The sequence below is a fragment of the Streptomyces sp. NPDC054765 genome (assembly GCF_053612065.1).
In genome coordinates this window covers 38884-64738 of record NZ_JBSHBP010000010.1, presented here as the reverse complement: position 1 = coordinate 64738, position 25855 = coordinate 38884, and the positions used below count along the sequence as shown (strand labels likewise).

Below are 25855 nucleotides of genomic sequence, written 5' to 3'. Positions count from 1 at the left end.
GTAGTTCCACTCAGATTTCCGCTCTCGCAGGTTCGAGGAGCCCCCAATGCAACTCGCCGCGATCATCGTGTCGCTGGTCCTCATCGCGGTCGGCGTCGCGCTGTTCGGCCGTGCCATCCTGCAGATCTACCGCTTCGTACGGCTGGGCCAACCCGTACCGGCAGGTACCCGCACGGATGACCCCAAGCAGCGCACCTTCACCGTCGCCAAGGAGTTCCTCGGCCACACGCGGATGAACCGCTGGGGCGTGGTCGGCGTGGCGCACTGGTTCGTGGCGGTGGGCTTCTGCTCGCTGCTGCTGACCATCGTCAACGCCATCGGCCAGCTCTTCCAGGCCGACTGGCTGATCCCCGTCATCGGCGACTGGCTGCCGTACGAGATCTTCGTCGAGTTCATCGGGCTGATGACGACGGTGGGCATCGTGACCCTGATCGTCATCCGTCAGCTGAGCAAGCCCGGCAAGGCGGGCCGCAAGTCCCGCTTCACCGGCTCGAACTTCGGCCAGGCGTACTTCGTCGAGGCCGTCATCCTCATCGTCGGCCTGTGCATCATGGCGCTGCGCGCGCTGGAGGGTGTGCAGCACGGCGTCAACGGCTACGAGATCGGGTTCTTCGCCTCGTACCCGCTGATCGTGGCCTTCAAGGGGCTCAGCCTCGGCACGATCCAGAACCTCACCTACCTCATCGCGGGGATCAAGATCGCGACATCCTTCATCTGGATGATCACGGTCGCGCTGAAGACGGACATGGGCGTCGCCTGGCACCGCTTCCTGGCCTTCCCCAACATCTGGTTCAAGCGCGAGGCGGACGGCGATGTGGCGCTGGGCGCGCTGCAGCCGATGACCAGCCAGGGCAAGCCGATCGACTTCGAGGACCCGGGCGAGGACGACCAGTTCGGCGTCTCCCAGATCGAGCACTTCTCGTGGAAGGGCATCCTCGACTTCTCCACCTGCACCGAGTGCGGCCGCTGCCAGTCGCAGTGCCCCGCCTGGAACACCGGCAAGCCGCTGTCGCCCAAGCTGCTGATCATGGCCCTGCGCGACCACGCGCACGCCAAGGCGCCGTACCTGCTCGCGGGCGGCGGCAAGGACGAAGAGGGCAACGAGCGGGCGACCGCCGAGCAGCTGGCCGGCGTCCCCGCGTCCGCGCTGGCCGAGGCGGGGCGCCCGCTGATCGGCACCCTCGAAGAGAGCGGCGTCATCGACCCCGACGTCCTGTGGTCCTGCACCACCTGCGGCGCCTGCGTCGAGCAGTGCCCGGTCGACATCGAGCACATCGACCACATCGTCGACATGCGCCGCTACCAGGTCATGATCGAGTCGTCGTTCCCGTCCGAGGCGGGCACGATGCTCAAGAACCTGGAGAAGAAGGGCAACCCCTGGGGCCTGGCCAAGAAGCAGCGGCTGGCGTGGACCAAGGAGGTCGGCTTCGAGATCCCGGTCGTCGGCAAGGACATCGAGGACCTCACCGAGGTCGACTACCTCTACTGGGTCGGCTGCGCCGGCGCCCTGGAGGACCGCGCCAAGAAGACCACCAAGGCCTTCGCGGAGCTGCTGCACATCGCGGGCGTGAAGTTCGCGATCATGGGCGGCGACGAGGCCTGCACCGGTGACTCCGCCCGCCGTCTGGGCAACGAGTTCCTCTTCCAGCAGCTCGGCCAGCAGAACGTCGAGATGCTGAACATGGCCTTCGGCGAGGACAGCGAGGACGAGTCCACGAAGAAGCCGAAGGCCAAGAAGAAGATCGTCGCGACCTGCCCGCACTGCTTCAACACGATCGCGAACGAGTACCCCCAGCTGGGCGGCGAGTTCGAGGTCATCCACCACACGCAGCTGCTGCAGCACCTCATCGACGAGGGCAAGCTCATCCCCGTCACCCCGGTCGAGGGTCTGATCACGTACCACGACCCCTGCTACCTGGGCCGCCACAACAAGGTCTACACCCCGCCGCGCGAGATCATCGCCAAAGTGCCGGGCCTGCGGAACGAGGAGATGCACCGCCACAAGGAGCGCGGCTTCTGCTGTGGCGCCGGCGGTGCCCGCATGTGGATGGAAGAGCGCATCGGCAAGCGCATCAACAACGAGCGCGTCGACGAGGCGCTGTCGCTCAACCCCGACATCGTCTCGACGGCCTGCCCCTTCTGTCTGGTCATGCTCACCGACTCGGTCAACGCCAAGAAGAACGACGGCAAGGCCAAGGAATCCATCCAGGTCGTCGACGTGGCCCAGCTGCTGCTGGACTCCGTCAAGACCCCCGTCGACCCGGCGGACGACGCGGAGCCCGAGGACGCGCCGGAGCCGGAGCCGGTGAAGTAGCGGCACGGACAGCAGCGTTGGCCGGCGGGCCACCGGGGAGCATCGGGGCTGCGGAAGACAACACGACAACAGCGGTACGGGTGGGGTGGGGACGCAGTGCGAAGAACGGTCATCACGGCGGCGGGGCTCGGGCTGGCCGTCCTCCTCAGCTCCTGCGGTCTGCTCTCCCCCTCCGGCGACGCCCACCGCGCCGCCCCGCACCGCGCCTCCTCGCTCCCGGCCGCGCGCCCGGTCCCGGCGGGCCACGGCAGCACAGCCACCGACGACTTCAACGGTGACGGCCACCCCGACCTCGTCCTGGACAGCCTGCTCGCCCCCGCCCGCGGCCACGACGACGACCCGGGCATCGGCATCGTCTACGGCTCCGCGCACGGACTCGCCCCGGCCACCCGGGAGTTGCTGACCCCGGCCCGGAACGCCGCCCCCACCGACGGAGCCGTCCCCGCCTCCTTCGACGCCGAGACCGTCTGCGACCTCGACCAGGACGGCTTCAGCGACCTCGTCGTCACCACCGACCCGCCCTACAACGGGGTGGGCCGCCCGCCCGTCCCCGTACAGCTCCTCTTCGGCTCGGCGCACGGCCTCGGCTCCGCCCGCGCCGTCACGCTCCGCATCCCCGGCCGGGCGCGATTCGGCAACGAATGGCCCGACCAGCCGGTCTGCGGCGACTTCGACGGCGATGGCGCACCCGACCTCGCCGTCACCGCCTCCGGCCCCCGGATCAGCTACCTGCGAGGCCCCTTCACCCGCACCGGCGCCCCCGCGGCGGCCGGCGCCCCGGTCGGCATCCCCGGGACCGCCCTGGCCGCCGCCGGGCCCCTCGCGCCGGCTTTCGACACCGACCACGACGGCGCCGCCGACCTCCTCGTACGCTCCGCCGACCCCGGCCGCCGCGCCCGCAGCCGCCTCGCCCTCGGCGGCCCCCGGGGCCCGCTCCGCGCCGGCCCGGCCGCCTACCCGCCCGGCTACGCCACGGTCTTCGGCCGCTTCGCCGCGGCCGGCCAGGGGGTGACGTCCGTCACCGCCGACACCGACGGGCTGCTGTCCGTCGGCGGCCGCCCCGGCCCGATCCGTACGGATACGGGCGGGATCCCGACCCTCGCGGCCGCCGATGTGCAGCACGACGGCCACCCCGATCTCGTCATCGGCGGCACCCGCCCCGCCCTGCTGAGCGGCACCGCACACGGGCTCTCCGCCACCCCCAGGCGCCTCCCCGTGCCCCGCCTCCCCGGCACCGGCCGCCCGTACTCCACGGTGCTCGCCCTCACCGACTTCGACGGTGACGGCCGCGCCGACCTCGTACTCCTCACCCGGCGCGGCCGCACCCACGACCGGGTGACGGTCCTCACCGGCGGCCCGTCGGGCCTCTCCGCACGGCCCGCCCTCTCCTTCACCACGGCCGACCTCACGGCGCCCTGACCGGCACCCGGCGGATTGTGGTGCGTGGCTAATACAGTTGCCCGGTGCCCCCCGCGCGCCGACCATGACGCCATGGACACCGACACGGGCAGTGCCGCGGCTGGCGATCCGAGCGCCCTGGCACGCCCCGCCCCACCGGGGACGCCCCCCACCGTGCCCGTCACCATCCGGCGCGCCCTGCCCATCGACGCCCCGGCGATCGCCGCCGTCCACCAGGCGTCACGGCAGGCCACCATGCCCTACCTGCCGCCCCAGCGCCGTACCCACGCGGAGGTCACCCGCTGGATCCGGGAGATCGTGCTGCCGCAGTGTCACACCGTCGTCGCCGTCCGTGGCCCGGAGCTGCTCGGCTATGCGGCCGTCCAGGGCGAGCTGCTCGACCAGCTCTATCTGCGTCCGGACGTCCGGCGGGCCGGCATCGGCACCCGCCTCCTCGCCGAGGCGCAGCGGTACCGCCCCGACGGCCTGTCCCTGCACGTCTTCCAACTCAACGCCGACGCACGGGCGTTCTACGCCCACCACGGTTTCCGGGTGGTGGCCGTCAACGACGGCAGCGCCAACATGGAGAACCTGCCCGAACTCACCCTCCGCTGGACCCCGCCCCCCGGCCCCCCGCGCCCTCGGGGAACCCCTTAGGGGATGTCACAGCTCAGATGCAAACCCCGCCCCGATCCCCGGCTCTGCCACCGGATCCGCGCGGACCAGGTACTTTCGAGTACGTGGCTGGATTCAGGATGGGTCGCGGACGGGCTGACCGCCCCGCGCAGAACGGACAGCAGGGACAGCAGGGGCAGCAGACCCCGTACGGGCAGCAAGGGCCGTACGGGCAACAGCCCCCGCCGCCGCACGGGCAGTGGCAGCAGGCACCCCAGCAGGCCCCCCAGCAGTACGGGGCCGGGCCGCAGGGACAGCCGCAGCCGCACGGGCAGTACGGCGAGCCCGAGTACTTCGGCGACGGCGGCTACCAACCCCAGCAGCAGTCCTACGCGCCGTACTCGAACGACAACAACGCTGGTCACACCCAGCAGTTCAGCGTCGGCGACACCCCGGACGCCTACGGCCCGCCCCCGGGCCCCTACGACAGCCCCGACGGCGAGTACGCCTCCGGCGGCACCTACCGCGCCGGACAGGCCTCCGCACCGCCGGCCGGCCCCCGGCTGCACTGGAAGCAGCTGCTGTCCGGCATCGTGCTGCGCCCCGACGCCACGTTCTGGCAGATGCGCGACCACGCGGTCTGGGCGCCGGCACTGATCGTCACCTTGGTCTACGGCCTGCTCGCGGTCTTCGGCTTCGACAAGGCCCGCGCGGATGTGCTGAACGCCACCCTCTCCAACAGCATCCCGTGGGTGCTGATCACCGCCGTGATGTTCATCATCGGCAGCCTGATCCTGGGCGCGGTCACCCACACCCTGGCCCGCCAGCTCGGCGGCGACGGCGCCTGGCAGCCGACCGTCGGCCTGTCCATGCTGATCATGAACATCTCGGACGCGCCCCGGCTGCTGTTCGCGATGTTCCTCGGCGGCGACTCCACCCTGGTCCAGGTCCTGGGCTGGCTGACCTGGCTGGCCTGCGGCTATCTGCTGACCTCCATGGTCAGCAAGTCGCACGACCTGCCGTGGCCCAAGGCGCTCGGCGCCTCCGCGATCCAGCTGGTCGCGCTGCTCGCCCTGCTCAAGCTCGGCACCCTGTAAAGCCGGACCGGCCACGCCAAGGGGCCCGCTCCGGAGCACCAGGCTCCGGAGCGGGCCCCTTGCCGTACGGCGGGCGCACCCTGAGGACACCGCGAGGCCGCCCTACGGGCGAACCAGGGGACCGTGAAGACAGGCCCTGGGTTGAACCACTGCCCAAGCCACCCACGTAACGCCCCCCGCCCGCGTCTCGCGCGCACCCTTGGGCCTTCCCTCCGGTCTGCTGTCACCGCGGGCTGTCCTCGCAGGTACGGCAGCGGCGGCACACCGGGAACAGGATGGGCCGAAACCGGCTTGGCCCAAACCGGCTTCGGCCAAAACCGGCGCGGAAAACCCACCCGACCGTCAATTCCCCTGCCGGGTACGGCAGTCGGTGGCCCGCCCGGCACCTCAGGCGTCGAGGATCTGCCCCTCGCGCCGCACCACCGGCGGCTCGACGCTCCACGGGAAGTTGATCCAGTCGTCCGTGCGCTTCCACACGTACTCGCACTTCACCAGCGACTGCGACTTCTCATAGATCACCGCGCTGCGGACCTCCGCCACGGTCCCCTGGCAGAAGTCGTGCACGAGCTTCAGCGTCTTGCCGGTGTCGGCGACGTCATCGGCGATCAGCACCTTCTTGTCCGAGAAGTCGATCGCATTCGGCACCGGCGCCAGCATCACCGGCATCTCCAGGGTGGTCCCCACCCCGGTGTAGAACTCCACATTCACCAGGTGGATGTTCTTGCAGTCCAGCGCGTACGCCAGGCCGCCGGCGACAAAGACCCCGCCCCTGGCGATCGACAGCACGACATCGGGCTCGTACCCGTCATCGGCGATCGTCTGCGCCAGCTCACGGACCGCCCCGCCGAACCGCTCGTACGTCAGGTTCTCCCGCACGTCACTCACGTATCTCTCTCAGACCTTCTGTGTCCACGCCCTCTGCCACGCGCCCGCCCTGTCGGGCGCGCCCCCCACACCGAAGCGGCTGCGTCACACCTGCGTCCGGTGAAAGTTCCTGAACGACCGGGACGGCGTCGGGCCGCGCTGCCCCTGATAGCGGGAGCCGTACTTCTCACTGCCATACGGGTGCTCGGCCGCCGAGGTCAGCCGGAACATGCACAGCTGCCCGATCTTCATGCCCGGCCACAGCTTGATCGGCAGCGTGGCGACATTGCTCAGTTCGAGCGTCACATGCCCGCTGAACCCCGGGTCGATGAACCCCGCGGTCGAATGCGTCAGCAGCCCCAGCCGCCCCAGCGAGCTCTTGCCCTCGAGCCGGGAAGCCAGGTCGTCGGGCAGCGTGATGACCTCGTACGTCGAGGCGAGCACGAACTCGCCCGGGTGGAGGATGAACGCCTCCTCGCCCTCGGGCACGACCTCACGGGTCAGATCCGACTGCTCGACGGCCGGGTCGATGTGCGGGTAGCGGTGATTCTCGAACACCCGGAAATAGCGGTCGAGCCGCACGTCGATGCTGGACGGCTGCACCATCGACTCTTCGTAGGGGTCGATACGCACCCGACCAGCATCGATCTCGGCCCGGATGTCCTTGTCTGAGAGAAGCACGCAGATGAGGATACGCGCCCGCCCGGCCACCCCCGCACGACGAGGGGCCCGGCCCCCACCGGGGAAGCCGGGCCCTGACAACTCCTCGCTCCTACGCTTGCCGCCACATCTCTGACTGCCTGCCTTACTCCGTACCGCTAAGTCTCTCGACCGCTACGTCTCTCGACCGCTAAGCCTCTCGACCGCTCTGTCTCTCGACCGCTACCGCTTCGAGTACTCGACGGGCACCGAGTGCCGCAGCCGAGCACAGCGCGGGCAGCGCAACAGCCGTCCGGGACCGAGCCGGTCGGTGGTCTGCATCGGGAACGAAGCGGTGCTGAACACGTGGCCCTCGGCACAACGTACGACGGTGCGCTCCATCAAGTCCCTCTCCCAACTGCGTGGACAACAAAAGCCACATTAGGGGATGAACTGGGCGCCCTCACACGCGGCACTCCGACGCCCCACCGTACGCCTCAACTCCCGTGCCCGGCACCCGCATCCCACCCCGGGAACACGACCCGGCCCCACCCCCGACACCCCGCCCCACAGCCCCACCGGACACCCCACAGACCTCGCCCGGACACGCCAAATGCACCGCGAGGCGGCGATGGGGTAGAGTGTGCAACGATGTTCCGCCCTCGATCGAGGCGGGATTATGCGGGTGTAGTTTAATGGTAGAACATGAGCTTCCCAAGCTCAGAGCGCGGGTTCGATTCCCGTCACCCGCTCCATAACGAAGGCCCAGGTCAGCGACCTGGGCCTTGTTTGTTGTCTAGACCTCTCCGAGGCGGGCGTGCCCTCTGCGTGCCCCAACTCCCCTCTACGGATCGCACGGAGAGGTGCCGCACGAAACCTCTGGAGCCCCGCGTCGAGCAGCGTCTCGAATCCCGAGACGAGATTCCTGTGACCTGCACCACTAACGTGTCAGTGGGTGTGAACTCACGTCTGCAAAGGGGGCGGTTTCCGGGCTTTAGGTAGCGCCCATCAGTAGCTGGCTGGCCTACTGGAGTTCAGGTCTACGAGGGGGAACCTATGGAGTCGAGCGGAACGGAACTGGCCGAGGCGCTCAAAGCCGTTCGGGAGGGCCTCGCGGCAGCACAACGCGATGGCGAGGGATCGCCCCTTCGATTCAGAGTCAGTGATGTCACGCTCGAACTCAGCATCGAGTTACGACACTCGGCGTCTGCGAGCGGAGGGGTCAAGGCTTTCGTCGTCTCTGCTGACACACGTGGTGAACGGACAAAGGCGGAGACACAAAAGCTGACCGTGAATCTGCAGGTGGATCGGCCAGACGACAACCTCATCGGGGATGAGGGACGCGGCTTCGATCCCCTGCCTGGCGAAGTGCCGCTGGGCTGAGGGCCCGAGTGAGCGCACACCTCCGCCAGCGGGCCGTAGAAGTCAGCAATCCCCGTGACAAGACATTCGGTTCAGGAACCATCATCGCGCCTGGCCTCGTGCTCACCGCAGCCCATGTCGCATGTCGCCAGGGGCCGGATGGTCAGCCTGTGCTGGTCCGCGCCCTCGACGGAGGACCGGCAGTCGATGCGCGGGTGATTTGGCATGACGAAGATCTCGACAGCGCCATCCTGCAAACCGATCGGCAACAACTCGGTGTGGACGTACGGATCGTGAGGTGGGGCGAACTCACCTGCGAGCATCCGGCCGAGCGGCCTGTCTGCACAGCAATCGGTTTCCCCAAGGCGATGCGGCGACGTTTCCTCCGCAGGTCGCGGGAAGTCGTGGTCAGCGATCCGAAGGTCGTCAACGGGTACATCTATCCGACGACGGCGGCCCGGTCCCAGCGTTACGCACTCGAAGTGAGTGACGCACGTCCATCCGAGCGCACCCTGTGGCAGGGGATGTCCGGTGCCGGCATCTTCTGTGAGGGACTTTTGGTGGGTCTGGCAACTCAGGCGCCCGAGAATTGGGACGCGTCGCTCCTTCTGGCGACTCCTATCTCGTGGCTCCTCGCGGCCGAAGGCTTCGCCAAGTCGATCAGCGCTGCCACTGGACTGCCGGCCCAGCTTCAACCTGCCGATCTACAAGCACTGCTCGACGACGCCCCTGACCCACGGCTATCTGCTTCCTACCTGCTCTCGGCCCAGGCCCAGGTCGTGCCCATGTCAGGGTTAGAGGAGCAGTCTGAACTCTTGGCGCAGTGGTGTCACAGCGGACGTCGGATCGACGTTGCCGCAGTCACCGGCACCGGTGGCGCCGGCAAGACTCGACTCGCCAGCGAATTGCTGCGCCATCTGGGCGAGCCCCAGACCGGCATCGATTCACCACGGCCCTGGGCAGGCGGATTCCTCTCCGAAAGGCCGCTGCGGACGGCGCAATACGAGGCCCTCACCACGGCGAACCGACCGTTGCTTTTGATCGTCGATTACGCCGAAACGCGCCTCGATCAGGTCGACGAGCTGCTGAACATCGTGAGCGGCAGCGGCGGCACCGCTCAGCCCATTCGGCTCCTGCTGCTGGCCCGCGATCAAGGTAGCTGGTGGCAGCCGTTTCGCCGTTCGCGCCGGGGCACTGCGTCGATGGGGGCGGGTCTCGGTGTAGAGGTGAACGACTGCATCGACGCCGCCGCCCCTGGATCGGCATACGAAGCCGCAAGGCATGCCTTCGCGGAGCGCATCCGCATCTTGAAGGGGGCAGGGATTGAGGACGACTGGGATTCCGCGGCAGCCACACCGGCAACGTCAAGGCGCATTGCGCCGCCCGAAAGACACTCCAGCGTCCTGACCTTGCACATGAAAGCTCTTGCGGATCTACTCGCCGAGATCAATCCAGCATTCGCCTCGTACGGGCACCCAGTCGACGTGCTCTTGGCCCACGAGGAGCGCTACTGGCAGCGGATTGCCCGTGCTCGCGGCCTGGACGGGACCTTCCAACGTCAGCCTGGTCTCCTGCGCACCATGGTCGCAACGCAGAGTCTGGCCGGTGCCGGCGATCGAGCACAAGCACGAGCAGCCATCGCCGCGGGACTGGAGGCCCATCACCATGGACTTCCCACAGGCGCCGGTCCAGATGCCCATCTCGTCGACGCCGTTGAGGACATGCTCGCTGTGCTCTATCCGTCCGGCAGCGGCGCGCGGTGGGGGTCCATCGGCCCGGATCTGCTCGCCGGAGAGGTCATCAGCGAGGTCGAGGAGGAAAGCGACCACCAATTCATCGCCAGCCTCCTCCAGCATCCGTCGCTGGCGCAGGAACAACGGCAGCAAGGGCTCACAGTTATCTCCCGAGCGGCCGATGCTCAGCCCGAACTCGCGGCGAGTGCTGCGAAGGCCGTTGCAGAAGCACCTGATGTACTTCTTTCACTGGCGACTCATGAGGTTGCCGACCAACTTGGCACGGACTCTGCACTGCGGTGGATCACTGAGGTCAAGACTGCCGTGGAGGACCGGGGCCGGCAAGCATCCATCGACCCAGCGCTCTCCAAGTGGGCGACCAGCATGGCCGACCACGCACTGAACAGGCTCCGCACCAGAGCAGCTGCGGCAGCCGAGCCGGTAGCTGTCACTGCCCCTCCAAACTGGGCAGATGTCCAGGACGAGGCCGAGCAGGTTCTCTCTTTGCTGCAAGACGCTCGGTCCCATGCCATTGAGCACGGTCTGGTGTCCAGGAAGGACTGCTCTGGTTCCTTCCAGCACATCGCCGACGTGATCGCGCAGCTCAGTTGGATTATCGGGGCACACGTCGATGCAACCGTTGTAGAGGGCACCTTCGGGGGCAGGCTGGATTTCCTTACGGATAAGCCGGTCGTCATCGGCATCGCCAATGCCTGCCACTCGATTGCTGGCGTCCCCTTCGACGACGGGCACACACGCGCACTCAGCGAAGCAGTTGACCGTGTGGTCGCCCTTTCAAGGCGGGTCCAAGCATCAGAATCGAGACCCAGCCCCTCCCCTCCTGCGGGCCGGGTCGGCAGGGGTGGCAGCTACATGTCGCTCGATGATTTCCTCCGTTTGCAGGGCGATCGCTACCGCAGCAGGCCGGAAAACCCGGACGAATAGCCGATCTACCTTCCAGGGGGACGACATGCTGTCGTCCCCCTGGAAATTTCAGGCTTCCTTCGCGACCTGCCGCTGAGACGCCGCCTTATCGCGTGCAGCTCGCACCCTCGCGTCGATGCCCCCGGCAACCTCCTGTTGCCGGTCGTCAGGAGAATGCTGGTAGATCAACGCTGCCTTCTCGGAAGACTGACCCGCCCGGACCATGGTGTCCTTGAGCGTGGCTCCGGACTGGGTGGACAGCGTGTGTCCGGTGTGGCGGAGGTCGTAGAAGCGGAAGTCGTCCGGCAGGCCGGCCTTGGCACGGGCCCGGCGCCATTTGCGGCCGAAGGTGGAGCGCCGGAAGGGGGCTCCCTTCTCGCCGACGAACAGCAGGCCGTTGGGGTCCTTCTCGGCGAACCAGTCGAGGTGCCGCTTCACCTCGATGTAGAGGAAGGCGGGCAGATAGATGGTGCGCACGCCTGCATCCGACTTGGTGTCGCCCTCGACGCGTCGGCCGGTGGTCAGCTCTGGTGCCGCCTCGCTGACCTTCACAGCGAGGGGTTCCAACGTGACGCTGGGCCGTCGCAGCGCCGCCTGCTCCTCCGGCCGCATCGGGCCGTACGCCCCGAGGTAGACCATCAGCCGCCATCGCGGACCCATGGCGTCCGCGACCGCGTCGACCTGCTCGACGGTGGCCGTCGGCCGCTCCTTGGCCTTCTCGCTGCCAGCACCCTTGATGCGGCAGGGGTTGCGGCGGATCAGCTCGTCGTCGTTGGCCGTCTCCATGATGGCCTTGAGGAGCCGGTAGGACTTGGCGACCGTCGTCGCGCCCGTTGCCTGGAGTCGCTCGGCACGCCAGGTGCGCACGCCGGGCGGCGTGATCTCGTCCAGGTCCATGGCCCCGAATATGGGCAGGATGTGCAACCGCAGGAGCCTGCGGTAAAGCTCCTCGGTGGTCGCGGAAAGGCCGCGCTCGTCGACCCATTTCAGCGCGTACGCCTCGAAGTTCACGGCGCCCACGTCGGGGTCGATCCAGTGGTTGCGCTCGATGTCGGCCTGGGTAAGGGTCAGCCAGGTCTGCGCATCGGTCTTCGTGGCGAAGCACTGGCACCGCAAGCACCAGCACGCCCAGCAGGAGGCGGCAGCCCAGCAAGCCCTCGTCCACCTCCAGGCCGCCTACGGAACGGTCGCCGAACCCGTACTCGGCAACCTCACCCGCCGCGCTCCCGGCCAGCAGACCAAGCACCGCTACGCCCACCACCTCCAGCAGGCCGTCCCCGAACACGCCGAGCGCATTGTGGAAGACCGGGCCTGGGACGCACTCGCCACCGTGCTCGCCGAGGCAGAGGCGCGGGGCCACGACGCGGCCACGGTCCTCGACCAGGCGCTCAGCCAGCGTTCCCTGGACGACGCCCGTCACCCCGCCCGCGCGCTGACCTGGCGCATTCAGCGCCTCGGCCAGCGCCACGCCCCTGGCCCTCGGGCGCAGGCCGCCATGGCCCGCAGCACCGCGCTGCAGCCCACCGCGCCGGCCTCCACCGCAGCAGCGGTCCCGTCCTCGCAACAATCACCAGCCCGACGGCGCCGCCCCTGAGCGTGGGCCCTTCAGTCGGCTGAGGTGCTGCCGCACGCCGTCGGCCAGTTCGGCGTAGAACGGCACGCGTGCGGCTGCCTGGAGGATTTCCGTGCAGGCGGTCAGTTCGCCGATCCGGCCGGCCGGGGTCTCCAGTACGTGGGCGAATTCCTTGCGGATCCGCTCGGCGACGTCCGGCACTGGCAGGGAGTGTAGGTAGAGGGTCGCGGCGTCGTAGCCGAGGGGCGCCGTGCCCCAGCCCTCCCAGTCCAGGAGGGTCAGGGCAGGGCCGGTGAGGTTGGCCCAGTGGAGGTCGCCGTGGGCCGTGGTCCAGGTGATCTCGCCGGGGTTGACGCCGGTGAACTCCGGTACGCGGCGCCGGATGTACTGCTCGCGCACCGCCTGGCGGCCCGTACCGACGAGTGCGATGTGTGCCAGGGCCTGGTGGAGGTCCTGCCACCAGGTGTCCGGGAGATCTGCCTGGCGGTGGAGTACCGGGCTCTTGGCCACCGGCGGCGTCGTGACGAACTCGTAGTGCTCCGCCCGGTAGTCCCAGCCGTCTGCCGACCAGTCGCACAGCCCGAGCAGCCGGGGCCGGGGCACCGCGGGTGGGAGGGACCGTTCCGCCTCCCGGGGGCCTTCCCACAGTTTCCCGCCGCTCTTGCCCTGGGGGTCACTCACCAGTCGCAGCCATGCGGCACCCGTGGGCGTGCGGACTGCGCGGGACAGTGTCCTTCCCGCGTATCCCCATACTTCTCCGCCCGTGGTGTCGGCGAGGCCCAGCAAGGCACAGGCGTGGCCGCGGGCGGAGAGCATGCGGTCCCTGACGGCAGGCTCAGGGGCGGTGAACATCGTCGGCTACCTTCTCCGGCTGACGGCGGCGATACCGGCCTCGACCAGCTCGGAGACGAGGGCTGCGACGTGGCCGACGGGGAGCCCGGAGCTTACCGACAGTTCGCCCAGGGTTGCGGTGTTTCCGTCGAGGAGGAGCTTGATCACGGCGAGGACGGGCCTGCTGAACGTCCACTCCTGGCCGCCGGCGCTGAATACGACGTGGCCGATCTCGTCCACGCCGTACCAGGCTCCGGCAGCGGTGAGCCGGACACACAGGCTCCCTTCCGCGGGGATGGCGTCCACGAACGGCAGTGATGGCATCGGCCGGCCCGGGTCCGTGCTGCCCCGTGCGTTGATGAACTCCTCGATCACCCCCTCGTGCAGGGCATCGGTGAACTCCTTGTGCAGGGCTTGGAGATACGTGGTCCGTTCGTCCGGCGGGGCGAAGTACGGCAGGTTCGCGCGGACGGTGTTCGAGACCCGCAGCTGGTCCGCGAGCCACGACAGGAGGTCCGCTCCGGTGGTGGGTTTCAGGCCGCATGTCAGGTGGAGGGACCGGCCCTCGGTGGCGGCGACGGCGTGCCACCACCCGCGGGGCAGATAGAGCATGTCGCCGGCCTGGAGCACGACCTCTGCGACCGGGGCCCCGGTTGGTGGCTCGGGTGCCTCGGTGTCGACGCGCAGCGGGTCGACCCGGGTGGTGCCGTAGATCTTCCACCGCTTGGCGCCTTCGAGTTGGAGGACCACTACATCGTGGTCGTCCCAGTGGACTCCGAAGCCTTCCTTCGGAGTCCATGAGGCGTAGAGGTTGACCTGCACGTCGGTGCGGAAGTGCCGCTCCAGTGCAGTCGCGAGGTCTTCCACGCCGGGGTGCAGTGCGTCCACGGCGTCCAGGACGAGCGAAGCGCCGTCCTTGAGCTGGTGGTGCAGGTTGGCGGGCTCGATCCGGTGCCAGACCGTGTGGCGCTTGGACACCACGGGGTGGGCGTAGTGGTGTTGTGGGATCTGGCTGCCGTCGTTGAAGAGCCGCAGCCGTGGGGGTTCGAGGCGGTGCCGGGCGATGATCTGGTTGAGGTCGTCCCACGTGAACAGGTCCGAGAAGTCGCCGACGCGCGGCCAGAGACGGTAGGCGCGGCCGAACGCCTCGGCGGGGAAGTCCCCGCCGAGGCTCCGGACCGCCGAGGAGATGGCGGTCATCTACGGCTCCGATCAGTCGTTGCCGTCGCCCTTGCCGGTGCCGCCGCCGTCGCTCAGCCGGTCCTGGCTGCGGGCGGCCTGCACGGAGCGCTTCGAGACGATCAGGTCGTTCATCGCGTGTTCCTTTCTCTCCGGTTCTCCCACCGGGGTTCCGGCGGGAAGTCTGTGGGCGCCTAGACGGGCGGCGCCGGGTCGGTGTCGGGTGCGGAGGCCGGGGCTGTCAGGGTGTGGTCCGCGTCCTGCTGCACGGTCAGGGTCAGGAGCGTGAGGGTGGCCGATGCCCAGCAGCCAAAGGCGCCCCAGCCAGATGTCCAGCCGCGGCTCCCCGCTGCGGTGGCGGCCCCTGGCTCCGTGCTCGGACCGCGTCACCTCACGCCCCCTGTTCGTGGTGGATCTGGCGGAGCATCTGCTGGACGGACCGGGCCAGCGACTGAAGGCGACGGGCGGCCGACACCAGCCCATCGCCTGGCCCGGACCGCAGCTGGATCTGGGCGTTGTCGATCTGGGCGTGTTCCCGGTACCAGGCGACCTCGCCCGGCCGGTGCTCCTGTACGTGCTCCTTGGCCTGTTCGATCAGCGGGCCGAGATGGCCCTTGAGGGTGTCGATCAGCCGGAGGACCTCGTCGTACGGGGGAAGGACGATGGTGGAGCGCAGAGCTGTGGCAATATCCGCCTGGATCTGGTCGATGCCGTCGGTGCTCGCCGGGCGCAACTGGCCCGGCAGCGGCTGCTGATCGGCACGGGTGGCATGCATGGTGCAACTCCTCGAAGACGGTGGTGGTCGTCACCGCCGCCAGGGGCGAGGAGAGGCCGGCCGTACGCGGCCCTTGGCGGCTGAGTACGAGTCAACCGCCGGAGCAACAGGCAGATCCGCAACCGGGTTGCGAGGTAGTAATCCCTTTGCGGGTGGGTCAGTTGACGGCCACGCCCGCGCGGCCGGCGAACGCCCGGACGCCCGGGAGGGCCCGGTCATGCCGGAGCAGACCGCTGGCCAGGTTCTTGACCGACCCGCGCCGGATCTCCTGTGGTGCGGCCCGTTCGGCCGCCAGCAGAGCCCGGTAGCACTGCTCGGGCTTGCCCCACTGGTCGAAGCAACGGGCCACGTCCGTGAAGAAGCGCCCCTGCCGCTCGGCGGTCGGCAGGGCAGCGGGGTTGATGGTCCTGGCCAGGTCGATCGCCTGCCCGGCATCACCGAGCAAGTAGTGGACCGACAGCTGGTGCAGCAGCACCTGCTGGGTGCCGGTGTCCATGTGGGCCTCAGGGCTCGTCCGGCCACATTCGGCGGCCTCGGCGGCCTCACCGATCAGCGCGTGCGCGGTGGGACGGTCGCCCATTTTCGCTGCCGTGTATGCGGCAGTGGCCAGAAGCGAGACATTCGCGGACAGCCGGGCGGTCTCAGGGTTGCTGCGGTCCGCGCGTACGTCCTGCGCGGCCCTGACGGCGATGTCGGTGGCGCGTGCGAGGTGGCCTTGGCGGCGCCAGGCGCTGGACACCATCCGGTGCGCCTCGGCAATCGTCAGGGCGTCCCCGCCGATCCGCGCGGAGGTCAGCGCGCGGTCCGCGGTGATCGCCACCAGGCCGTCCTCGCCGAGCTTGATGCACAGCCGAGTGGCGATGTTGTAGAGATCGGCAACCGCCGTGGCCGACAGCTCTGCCGGTTCCAGGGCCTGAGCTTGCGCGATCCGACCAGGCAGGTTCCGAGCCAAGGTGTCGTAGCGGGCGGCCCGGAAGTCCTGCCGGGACGCCTTCACCGCGGCAGCGACGCCGGCCGGTGACACCTCACTGTGCCTGGGCACGGTCGCAGTGCCGTAGAGCAGATGGTCTTCCAACGGCGCGAGGGTGCTGGCCTCGGCCGTCGTGGCACCGGCCAGGGGGGTAGTAAAGACCACCGCCGCAGCGGCCAGAAGTTCGCGGCGTCGCACGGGGTCGTCACCCTCCTCCGGACCAAGATTGCGATCAACCCTAGCCGAGGAGGCCCGACGCCGAGTCGATACTGGCGCTGGTCCAGGCGGCGCAGCAGCGAGAAGTTCAGCCAGGGAAATGCCCAAGGCATCGGAGATCTGACGCAGCGCATCCAGGCTGTTGACCGGGATCACGTCCCGCTCGACCTGAGACACCCAACTCTCCGATCGGCCGATCATCGCAGCCAGGTCCCGCTGCGGCCATCCCTTACGCCTGCGCGCCTTGGCGACCGTCTTACCGAGTGTCAGTTTGCTCCCCGCCACTGGGCACGCCCCCGAAGTCCCGTATTCGCATCGAGTGAGCATGCAACGGTACTGGCGGAAGGGGCCCGGCTGTAGAGGACAAGGCCAGCAGAGCCGCATCGCACCCCTTTACTCATCCACGCAAAACCCCAACCTGGCCCGTTGCGGCCCGTACCTTCCCCTCGTCAGCCCCCGCCAGGAGCGAAAGACAGCCCTGTGCCTGCACTCACCGCTCCACGACTACGGCCCAGGTCTGAGACCTGGGTCTTAGCCGATATCTGGACCGTTCGGGAGCCGCGCGCCTTACCGGTTCCATAACGCGCCGGGCATCGAACGGAGTTCACCCACGCATGCCCTTCCGGGGCGCTTCGGTCGGTACGTCAGAGCCGGCGGGCTCGCCCTGTGCAGCGGTAGGGCGGTGGATCGGCGTACGGCATCGCCCCTCCCCCTGGCCATCGGCGGACGGGTCGATGGCCAGGACCACAGTGCAGTCGGTGTAGTCCGCACCGCCGGCCCGGCCTTGCGCCGCCCGGCCCAGCTCGACTGAATCGACTGGAGCACGGTCAGGCGGGCCGCCCGCGGGCCGGCCAGATCGCTGCCAGGACACCCGGCGACGGTGATCACGGCCCGCCCCCGACACCTCCCGGATGAGGAGCTCCAGCGCCTCCGAAGAGTGGAAACGGTCAGGCGACCGCCCCCTCACGCGTGGAATGACCACAGTGTGGGGTCGTGCGCTCGGACCGCACGGCGACGCGAGCAAGCCTGTCAGGAGGTGAGGACGGAGATGCCGTCTCCGAGCAGTTTCAACCCGAGAACGAAGAACAGGACCGCCATCACGGCGACATTGTGCTGGGCTGCCCAGTCTTTCCAACTGCCGAGCGTGGTTTTCGCTCGCTCTCCGCCAAGGAGGAAGACCCCCAGTGGGGCGAGCAGGCCGAGGGTGGCGATCAGCACGAAGATTGCCAGCGAGGCGATCTGCTGCCCGACCGGCAGTCCGGCCGAGCCGATCGAGGCGCCCGCGGCGATGGTCAGCGGGGCGTTCTTGGCGTTGAGCGCGGCCAGGCCCACTCCGAGCCCGGCGACCTTGACCGGCGTGAGGCGGTCGATCGCGCCCATCCACTTCGGCAGCTGGGCTTGCGAGGGATCCTTCGGGCGCCGGTGCCACTGCCGGGTGCCGAAGAGGACGAGGAGCACGCCCAGGACGAGCTTGAGGGCTCCCACCCAGGTGGCCGGGTGGTGATGTGCGGAGGCACCTGCGGGGGAAGCGATCGCCAGCATCACCGCGCCCAGCGCCGAGAGTCCCAGGACCCAGCCGGCGGTGAAGAGCACTCCGTTCAGACGTCCCCGAGGCGTGGCGAGGATGAGGATGATGGCGATGATCGGGAGCGGGCTGATCGCGACGCCGGCCGCAAGACCCAGCACGTCGCCGAGAACTTTGCCCATGGTTACCTCCTGTGGGTAGGCCCAGGGCGGCGATCGAGTAGAGCAAGGCTTGGCGGGAATGTGGGCGACCTCAACTGCCTGGGCGGACAGCCGTGCAATTGTCGTGAGCATGCACCGGAGAGCCCTGGGCCCGGGGCGCAGGCTTCCCGGAAGCGGTCCCTGTGAACGGCGAACCCCTCGGCGCTCAGCACCCGACCGGGTCTTCACGGCCACGAGGAAGCGGCTGGCGAGAACGTGACGACCACGTGCTCCGCGGCTCGCAATTCAATCTTCCTGCGCCTTTCCGGATCTGTCCTCGGGAGTCTCTCAGGACGCGGGGACACTGGCCGTGGCTCGCTCGCATACCCGCGTTGCTGCCGTCCCGGAGCGGGACAGCAGGACGGCACCCGAGGCTGTCTTCGTTCTCGGCACCCTGACGGGCGTGACACGCCCCTACGGCCTACCGGGCATGGACCAGCCGGCCATTGTGGATGTGTCGTGACCTGGTCAGGCCGGCTCCCCGCAGTGGTCGAGCTTCTAGCGAATCCAGCCCCCCGGCGGGTGGCGACACCACCCATGGCCGGAGGTGCGAGACGGCATGCATGGAGTAAGGATTAAAGAGATGAGGGCGATGGCGCCTCACACCCGAGCGCTTGGCGACCCTCGGACCAATACGTGGCAGGGGAATCTCCGATGACTGCGACGCCAGGTGCAGCCCAGCCAGCTCAGCCCCAGCGCCCCGGCATGAAGGATGGGGTGTGCAGCGAGTTCACGATCTTTGCCGAGATCAAGCCGGGCCATGCCGATGCGCTGCGTAAGGATCTCGCCACGCTCTCCGGAGGGATGGATGACGAGAAGGCACGCGCGGCACTGCGCCAGATAGGCACCTTGCACGAAGGGCGGCACGTGATCTTCGACAACGACACCCGGTTTATGTTCTGCAGCTCCTTCGACGGCTCCTGGGACACCTACATCGACGACTTCGCCAAGACGGTCATGGGGGACCGGTTCGCAACGATCTTCGCGCACTGCGAAGGATTCCCCGGCATCCACGATCCAGGAGCGAAGGACTGGTTCGTCGCCCACCAGGAACCCGCAGAGCTCTTCATCACCTCCTGCCCCGATCTGACCGTTCAGCAGATGTGGAAGGACCAGCGAGTGGACGAGGCGTTCGAGAAGGTGCTGGACACCACTGAGTTCCGGGCGGCGCTGGAGAACCCCGCCAACGCGGAGTTGGTGGCCACGCCCGCCTTCCAGAAGCTGCTGGAGGAAGCCTCGGTCTAAAACCCGGACACAACCAACACTCAGAGCCGACCAACATCGGCGGGATCGCGGCAGCGGGCGCGGGCCGGCCAACTCAGGGCTGCGCAGGCAGAGACCGATGCGGAGGCACAAAAGATCATGAACACGGCGGACAGCAGCAGCGCGGCCAGCGTGCACGTCGAGATCGACGACATCCAAAGCGGCGCACTGCGTCCGAGGCCCGTTCCCTACGAGGGAAAGTTCATCTTCCTGCGCGTCGACGACCGCCACGCCGGCCGCGCCTTGCTGCGGCGGCTGCTCCCGGTGACCTCAGGCGGTCTGCCCAGCATGGACCGGAGCCAGGGCGCCTGGGTGGCTGTGGCGTTCACCTATCAGGGGCTGAGGGCCCTGGGGTTGCCCCAGGAGTCCCTGGACAGCTTTCCGCAGGCGTTTCGCGAGGGCATGGCCGCTCGGGCAGAGCTGATCGGCGACGTGGGCGAGAGCGGCCCGGCCCACTGGGAGGCACCGTTCGGAACGGGCGATGTCCATATCGCGTTGAGCGCCCTCTCCTCCGATGCTGCGCAGCTGGACACGGAGCTGGAGCGAGCCCGCGTCGCCTACGAGGACACGCCCGGCGTCCAGGTGATCTGGCAGCAGGACGTCCACCAGCTCCCCACCGGGCGCACCACCTTCGGTTTCCGCGACGGCATCAGCCATCCCAACATCGAAGGGGTCGGCCTGCCCGGCTCCAACCCGCAGGAAACCCCCATCAAGGCCGGCGAGTTCATCCTCGGCTACCCCGACGAAACCGGCAATCTGCCGCCCATGCCCAGCCCCGACGTGCTGGGGCGCAACGGAACCTACGTGGCCGTGCGCAAGGCCCACACCAACGTGGCGGCCTGGCGCCGCTACCTGCGCGCGAACACTGCCAGCGCCGAGGAGGAGGCGCTCCTGGCGGCGAAGATGGTCGGGCGCTGGCCCAGCGGGGCGCCGGTGACCCTGAGCCCGGAACACGATGATCCGGAGCTGGCGGCCGATCCGCACCGCGTCAACAACTTCCTGTACCGGGAGAACGACGATCGTGGCTTCCGGTGCCCTGCCGGTGCGCACATCCGGCGCGTCAACCCTCGGGATTCCACCATCGTCGGCGACGCGCGGATGCACCGCCTGATCCGCCGCGGCACCACCTACGGCCCGCCGCTGCCGGAGGGAGTGCTGGAGGACGACGGCGCCGAGCGCGGCCTGGTCGGAGCATTCATCGGGGCCCACCTTGAGCGGCAGTTCGAGTTCATCAAGGCCGAGTGGGTCAACGACGGCAACTTCATCGGCTACCCCGGCGAGAAGGACCCGGTAGCCGGACATCACGATGGAACCGGCAGCGCCACCATCCCGGAAAAGCCGGTCCGGCGCCGCCTGCAGAACCTGCCCAGCTTCGTGGTCATCCGCGGTGGCGAGTACTGCTTCCTGCCGGGGCTGCGTGCCCTGCGCTGGATCGCGGAGCTGGAAGGCTGACGGCAGTTCCTGCTCCCGCCTGCGGCCCCACGACGGTCTTCGAAGAGAGGTCGAAGTCATGGCAGCACAGTTCGTCCGCTACACGCCGGACGTCGATATCGTTGAGCCGCACTTCGCCCAGAACCTGCAGACGGTGATCGAGAAGACCGAGAGCTACATCACCGAGTCGGTCGAGGCAGGTGGCACCGGCCGGGCTCTCCGCGACGCCCATGCCAAGGGCTACGGGCTGGTCCGAGGGGAAGTGGAGATCCTGGACGGGCTTCCCCCCGAGTACGCCCAAGGCATCTACGCGACTCCGGGAACCCACGATGCCCTCATCCGCTTCTCCAACGGCTCGCCGCACGCCGGAGCCGACGCGCGACTGGGCGCCGCCACCGGACTGGCACTGAAGATCTTCGGCATCGACGGCCCGACCCTGCTGGAAGACGAACCGGACACCGGCACCTTCGACTACGCCAACATCAACGGACCGATCTTCTTCTGCAACACGGTCGAGCACTACCTGTTCATCCAGGAACTGTTCCTGGACGCCCCGTCCTACTTCTCCCACGGCCGACCCGGCGCACACCGCTTCTTCACCGACTTCGTGACCGGAAAGGGAACCCTCGACCGGGACAACTGGGCATGGGACGAGTTCCTGGCCTTCCTCCGCCTGTCGAAGACCCCTCCGGCAAACGTGCTGCTGTCGAGCTACTGGACGATGGGCGCGGTCCGGCACGGGGACTACATCGCCAAAGTACGTATCACCCCCGACCCGCACTCCGCCGCCGCGGTGGTCCAGCGCGCCATCGACCCGACCTCGGCGGCAGAGGTCTTCCGGCCAGCCCTGGTGGCCGAGTTGCAAGAGCGGCCCTACGCCTTCGACATCCAGATCCAGCTCTGCACCGACCTGGCGCGGATGCCGGTGGAGGACACCACCGTGGAGTGGCCCGAGCAGCTCTCGCCGCCAGTCACCGTGGCCAAGCTGCGATTGCCGCGACAGGACATCTCCGGTCAGAACAATCTGGAGAAGATGGACGCACTGTCCTTCACGCCCTGGCGGGTCACCGCCGAGCACGCGCCCCTGGGCAACATCATGCGAGCCCGCAAAGAGGTCTACCGGCACTCCTCCATCGAACGCCACAAGCTCAACCAACAGCCGCGCACAGAGCCCCGCAGCGCCGACGAGATACTTGGCCCGGCTCACCATGGCGACTACGCGAGGGGCGAGTAGGGGAAGGCGCTCCTCGCCCCTGTGCCGCCCCGCGACTCAGGCTCCTGGCAGACGCGGCCCGTGGCCTCAGGTTCCCGGGTCGAACCACTTTCCACCCCGGACTTCTTGTCATGCCAGAGCCCGCTCATCTCGCGTGAGCCCGGCCGATTCCCAGATCCCTCTCAGCATGGCGCCGATGCCGTCTGGTGCCATCATGCCCATCCCCCAAGCGTCTGACAGTCCCGAGCCCATTCCTGGCCCCCCAACGTGGCCCCCCACGCGAAATCGCACCCCCGCCGGCAGCGGACCGGTGTGCCACAGGCGAGTGGACAGTCCCACCGAACAACGCGAAGTCCAGCTCGCCTTCCCCGCCGACCTGGTGCGTACCGCCGCGCCAGGGGTGCCCGGAAAGACCCCTGACACCGTCCCGGCACAGGTCACCGGGAGTACGCGGCCAAGTGCCTGACCAGCCCGACCAGTGCGAGGGCCCAGGCGGCGACAGCGGCCCAGAGCAGTACCTGGCCCGGCGTCCGCAGCCAGCTCACGGCTGCGGCGTCGGCGACGGACAGGGTGGCGACGGCCGTCATGCCCATCGGGAAGACCGTCGCCCAGCGCGCCATGTCGTAGCGCGGACGCGGCCAACGCACCTCGGCGAAGACAAGGACGGCGTACCAGCACACGGACAGGGCGAACGTGACCAGCGTGAGCGGACGCAGTACGTCGTGCAGAGCGGTGCCGCGCCAGGCGGGCACGGCCAGCAGCTTCGACCCGGCGAGCGCGCAGATCGCCAGCGTCCCGCCCGCCACCCACTGGTCGCCCGCGCCGGTCCGCAGCTGGCCGAGGTCGAAGCGGCGGAAGGCGAATGCATAGAGCGCCAGGCCGAGCAGGAAGCAGCCCAGCGCCGGCCAGGCGAGCCGCCCGGACGGCAGCGAGAGGGCCAGAGTTCCGGCCAGCACGGCCAGGCCCTGCGTCGCGACACACACCAGGAACACCGTCCCCGGCAAGCGCCGCCGCCAGTGCCGCACCACCGCCGTCAGCAGCACCGGCCAGATCAGTACCGCGACGACCAGCGCGGCGACGGCGACACCCGACCACCCCCGTAGTGCGACCCAGGTCCCGAGGAGGGTCGTCGCGGCCACTGCGGTCAGCGCGGGCGGCGTGCCCGCCTCGGCCTCCCACCGGGCCCGGTCGCGCAGCAGCTGCCGCGCGAAGTCGACGGCGAGCGCGAGCCACGCGATGGCGGCGAGGACGAACAGGATCCATGAGAGCGCTTCCCGTCCGACCAGGTGCAGCCCGATGGAGACGATCCCGGTCGCCATCACCGCTGTTCCTGCTCCCGGGGGCAGCTCCACCCACCAACCGACTAGCCCGTCCTCGGACGGCGCGCGATCGCCCATCTCCCCACGATGTGCAGCAGTGGAACGAGCCGCAACTGCAATGCGGTGTCCGACGGGTGAGCGGGCGTCATTCCGGCGGACATCCTTCTCCCACAGGAAATCGAACATTAGTTCGCGTGCCTGCCCCGTCAGCAAGGAAGCCAACGGCGAGCGCGGCGATCGCCCCCAGACCTTCCGGCTGCACCCACCCGACGATCGGACTTCTGCTTTCCGTTGGTCAGAACATCGGGGCGGGGGCGAATGGCGCAATAGATGATGACGACATCGTGGGTTCAATCCAGACCGAGCAAGAGGGCTTCGAGGGCGGCCGTCAACCTCTGTAAACGGTTGTACAGCCAGCCGCACTCGGGACCTCGTCAAGCGCGACTCGCTCCGCAGGATGATCCGAACGAAACGGCCTAGCATCGGCCAGGAGGCCCGGACGGCAAGGAGCCGGCGGGACGATGTGGAAGCCCCCGGACCCTCACGCAGCGTTGCACGCGCAATCTGACGGTACGGCGGACTCCTGGAAGCCACCCTTCAACACCGATCGGCAGCCGAAGACGCCGCACCACAAGCGTCGCGAACGACCGTGCCCCATCCGTGCCCTTCAGCCCGGTCAACACCGGTCACGAGGGGCACGACGGGACACTGCCGGAGGAGGGAGGTAAGCGGCATTTCCCCAGGTCAGCACCCAATGGTCGCCTCGGGCCCCATTGATTCCCAAGCTCAGAGCGCGAGTTCGATTCTCGTCACCCGCTCCAAAGACTCAGGCCCAGTTCAGGGAGCCAACTCCCCGACTGGGCCTCTGTGTTGTCTGGACCGAGCGAGGCGTCCCGTGCCCGTCGCGTGCCCGATCAGCCGGGACGGTCACCGCCTTCGAACGCCTTCCTGCAGGCCCGGTACGTGCTGCTACTCCCACCGAGCCGCCATCCTCGCCTGCGCGCTTCGGAACGCGCTCAGTCAGCGTGAAGTGGGCAACGCTCATCGGCTGCAACATGGGCGCCCCCTCCCAGACATAGAAGCCTCCGTCCAGCCACCCCATGCCTCCATGGAGTTGGGCCTGGATGGCCTTGCCGGCTCCGGGGCGGAGGTGATGGCCAGGTGGCTGGTGAGGTGGCGGATCATGTGCCAGCCGAATCCACTGCCGCCGTTGAGATCAGGTGTGCGGTCGCGGGGGGCTGAGCTGAGGTCGCCGACCGCGGCGGTCAGCGCGTCCGGGCCGGTAAAGAGGTGGAGGGCGTAACGGCCGCCGCCGCTTCCTGGTGCAGCTTCCCTCAGACATGGACGACAGAAGCTCGGCCATCACCTTCAGAGAAAACCTGTCACGGCGGTGGTAGACATGCCGCCACCCGGGGGTTAGGCTTTTCGTCGTAGCCAAGAGATCGATAGGCGCGACAGAGGTCGAACTGCCGCGCATGCAGTGCCAGAAGAGGCACGGCAGTGGAGTCGCGGGGCCGAAAGGTATGCAGGTGGGCCCCGCGACTGGCTGCTGGGCCGGGCGGCCCCTGGGGCCGCGAGCGGGATCACAGGATCCGCAGTAGCAAGCAGGCCGGCAGAAGGATGAGAAGGAGGCAGACGCCATCAGGATCGCCCGGGCGAGGAAGTGAGTCCGCTCGGGTACCGCAGGCCCCGGATTGGAAGGTGGTCCCCGGTCACGCATCCGCGATCCCCGCACTTCCCGCCCTCTCCCGGGCGACGGTGCGGAAACAGAAAGCCGGCACCGCAGTAAGCCGGCAGATGGTGTTCAATCCCTCGGGGCCCTGGTGCGTGTTCGGCACCAGGGCCCCACGATGCATTCCCCCATCAGAGGTGCAAATGACCGCAGAAATCTCTCACGACCGTCTCAACGACGAGGACTATCCCGCCTACACCATGGGTCGAGCCGCCGAAATGCTCGACACCACCCCCGCCTTCCTGCGGGCCCTCGGTGAGGCCAAACTGGTCACGCCGTTGCGTTCCGAGGGCGGCCACCGCCGCTACTCCCGCTACCAGCTGCGTATCGCCGCACGCGCCCGCGAACTCGTCGACCAGGGGACCCCCGTCGAGGCCGCCTGCCGCATCGTCATCCTCGAAGACCAGCTCGACGAAGCTCAGCGCATCAGCGAAGAACTGCGCACTTCACCCTCCGGGCCCCGCCTCAAGACCGACGTCTGAAGTCCGCTTCCGCGCCCGCGCACGGCGGCCGCGCCGGGGACGTTCAGTCGGCGTCGGACAGGCCGGCGTCACAGCTGACCCGCAGCAGCCACGCAGACGAGCTCCGTCGATATCGTCGCCGGAGCTCTTCGCCGTCAGCCTGACGCCAACCGGGCTGAGCACCGCGGTCGAGATGTCCCCTGATCTGGCGGCAACGTCCG

The 25855-nt window shown here is 68.6% G+C and carries 20 protein-coding genes, 1 tRNA gene and 1 pseudogene; 12 read left to right on the top strand and 10 right to left on the bottom strand.

Translation table 11 applies throughout. The features are described from left to right. The first annotated feature begins 46 nt into the window (after positions 1–46). The 4 genes from ACWGJY_RS09440 (at position 47) to ACWGJY_RS09425 (ending at position 5424) form a co-directional block, all read left to right on the top strand. Complete coding sequence (locus tag ACWGJY_RS09440; RefSeq protein WP_453260185.1) at positions 47–2314, top strand: heterodisulfide reductase-related iron-sulfur binding cluster; 2268 nt, start codon at positions 47–49, stop codon at positions 2312–2314. 96 nt (positions 2315–2410) lie between these two features. Continuing rightward, complete coding sequence (locus ACWGJY_RS09435; RefSeq protein ID WP_453260184.1) at positions 2411–3733, top strand: FG-GAP repeat domain-containing protein; 1323 nt, start codon at positions 2411–2413, stop codon at positions 3731–3733. A 72-nt stretch (positions 3734–3805) separates the two neighbouring features. Beyond that, complete coding sequence (locus ACWGJY_RS09430) at positions 3806–4369, top strand: N-acetyltransferase family protein (RefSeq protein WP_453260183.1); 564 nt, start codon at positions 3806–3808, stop codon at positions 4367–4369. A gap of 98 nt (positions 4370–4467) precedes the next feature. Further along, complete coding sequence (locus ACWGJY_RS09425) at positions 4468–5424, top strand: Yip1 family protein (protein ID WP_453260254.1); 957 nt, start codon at positions 4468–4470, stop codon at positions 5422–5424. A 387-nt stretch (positions 5425–5811) separates the two neighbouring features. On the opposite strand, the gene ACWGJY_RS09420 is transcribed toward ACWGJY_RS09425, so the two are convergent. Further along, entirely contained in the window at positions 5812–6309 is a 498-nt protein-coding gene (locus ACWGJY_RS09420) for a phosphoribosyltransferase (protein ID WP_159481707.1), read from the bottom strand. 84 nt (positions 6310–6393) lie between these two features. Continuing rightward, positions 6394–6969, bottom strand: a complete 576-nt coding sequence (gene dcd, locus ACWGJY_RS09415; protein WP_453260182.1) for a dCTP deaminase — start codon at positions 6967–6969, stop codon at positions 6394–6396. Between the two features lie 639 nt (positions 6970–7608). Between dcd and ACWGJY_RS09410 the strand changes: the two genes are divergently transcribed. From ACWGJY_RS09410 to ACWGJY_RS09400, 3 genes are all read left to right on the top strand, one after another. Further along, positions 7609–7682: transfer RNA gene (locus ACWGJY_RS09410), tRNA-Gly, on the top strand. A 301-nt stretch (positions 7683–7983) separates the two neighbouring features. Further along, a complete protein-coding gene (locus ACWGJY_RS09405) occupies positions 7984–8310 on the top strand; it encodes a trypco2 family protein (RefSeq protein WP_327688921.1) in 327 nt (108 codons plus the stop codon). Positions 8311–8318: 8 nt separating this feature from the next. Further along, the gene (locus tag ACWGJY_RS09400) at positions 8319–10967 is read left to right on the top strand and encodes a S1 family peptidase (protein ID WP_327688920.1); all 2649 of its coding nucleotides are present in this window, start codon (positions 8319–8321) and stop codon (positions 10965–10967) included. A gap of 48 nt (positions 10968–11015) precedes the next feature. Here the strand turns inward: ACWGJY_RS09400 and ACWGJY_RS09395 are convergent, their stop codons facing one another. Next, a complete protein-coding gene (locus ACWGJY_RS09395; RefSeq protein ID WP_453260181.1) occupies positions 11016–12062 on the bottom strand; it encodes a tyrosine-type recombinase/integrase in 1047 nt (348 codons plus the stop codon). On the opposite strand from ACWGJY_RS09395, the gene ACWGJY_RS09390 reads away from it, so the two are divergent. Next, positions 12040–12540 carry a hypothetical protein gene (locus ACWGJY_RS09390; protein WP_453260180.1) on the top strand — a complete coding sequence of 167 codons (501 nt, stop codon included), beginning with the start codon at positions 12040–12042 and terminating at the stop codon, positions 12538–12540. The two genes, ACWGJY_RS09395 and ACWGJY_RS09390, sit on opposite strands and share 23 nt — an antisense overlap. On the opposite strand, the gene ACWGJY_RS09385 is transcribed toward ACWGJY_RS09390, so the two are convergent. The 6 genes and pseudogenes from ACWGJY_RS09385 to ACWGJY_RS09360 form a co-directional block, all read right to left on the bottom strand. Further along, positions 12514–13371, bottom strand: a complete 858-nt coding sequence (locus ACWGJY_RS09385) for a hypothetical protein (protein WP_453260179.1) — start codon at positions 13369–13371, stop codon at positions 12514–12516. The two genes, ACWGJY_RS09390 and ACWGJY_RS09385, sit on opposite strands and share 27 nt — an antisense overlap. Before the next feature lie 6 nt (positions 13372–13377). Then, the gene (locus tag ACWGJY_RS09380; protein ID WP_453260178.1) at positions 13378–14550 is read right to left on the bottom strand and encodes a cupin domain-containing protein; all 1173 of its coding nucleotides are present in this window, start codon (positions 14548–14550) and stop codon (positions 13378–13380) included. Positions 14551–14920: 370 nt separating this feature from the next. Next, positions 14921–15304, bottom strand: a complete 384-nt coding sequence (locus ACWGJY_RS09375; RefSeq protein WP_453260177.1) for a DUF6415 family natural product biosynthesis protein — start codon at positions 15302–15304, stop codon at positions 14921–14923. 157 nt (positions 15305–15461) lie between these two features. Continuing rightward, on the bottom strand, positions 15462–16472 hold the full coding sequence (locus ACWGJY_RS09370; protein WP_453260253.1) for an XRE family transcriptional regulator: 1011 nt from the start codon (positions 16470–16472) through the stop codon (positions 15462–15464). Between the two features lie 114 nt (positions 16473–16586). Continuing rightward, positions 16587–16817 (bottom strand): annotated as a pseudogene (locus ACWGJY_RS09365) (helix-turn-helix domain-containing protein); the annotation flags it as partial. A gap of 702 nt (positions 16818–17519) precedes the next feature. Further along, entirely contained in the window at positions 17520–18197 is a 678-nt protein-coding gene (locus ACWGJY_RS09360; protein WP_453260176.1) for a GAP family protein, read from the bottom strand. Between the two features lie 723 nt (positions 18198–18920). Between ACWGJY_RS09360 and ACWGJY_RS09355 the strand changes: the two genes are divergently transcribed. From ACWGJY_RS09355 to ACWGJY_RS09345, 3 genes are all read left to right on the top strand, one after another. Then, entirely contained in the window at positions 18921–19460 is a 540-nt protein-coding gene (locus tag ACWGJY_RS09355; protein ID WP_327156122.1) for a hypothetical protein, read from the top strand. A 117-nt stretch (positions 19461–19577) separates the two neighbouring features. Continuing rightward, a complete protein-coding gene (locus tag ACWGJY_RS09350) occupies positions 19578–20930 on the top strand; it encodes a Dyp-type peroxidase (RefSeq protein WP_453260175.1) in 1353 nt (450 codons plus the stop codon). Between the two features lie 58 nt (positions 20931–20988). Beyond that, positions 20989–22143 (top strand): catalase family protein, encoded by a 1155-nt coding sequence (locus ACWGJY_RS09345; protein WP_453260174.1) that lies wholly within the window; start codon positions 20989–20991, stop codon positions 22141–22143. Between the two features lie 416 nt (positions 22144–22559). Here the strand turns inward: ACWGJY_RS09345 and ACWGJY_RS09340 are convergent, their stop codons facing one another. Next, complete coding sequence (locus ACWGJY_RS09340) at positions 22560–23519, bottom strand: tellurite resistance/C4-dicarboxylate transporter family protein (RefSeq protein ID WP_453260173.1); 960 nt, start codon at positions 23517–23519, stop codon at positions 22560–22562. A gap of 1797 nt (positions 23520–25316) precedes the next feature. On the opposite strand from ACWGJY_RS09340, the gene ACWGJY_RS09335 reads away from it, so the two are divergent. Continuing rightward, positions 25317–25655 carry a MerR family transcriptional regulator gene (locus tag ACWGJY_RS09335; RefSeq protein ID WP_453260172.1) on the top strand — a complete coding sequence of 113 codons (339 nt, stop codon included), beginning with the start codon at positions 25317–25319 and terminating at the stop codon, positions 25653–25655. The last annotated feature ends 200 nt before the right edge of the window (positions 25656–25855 follow it).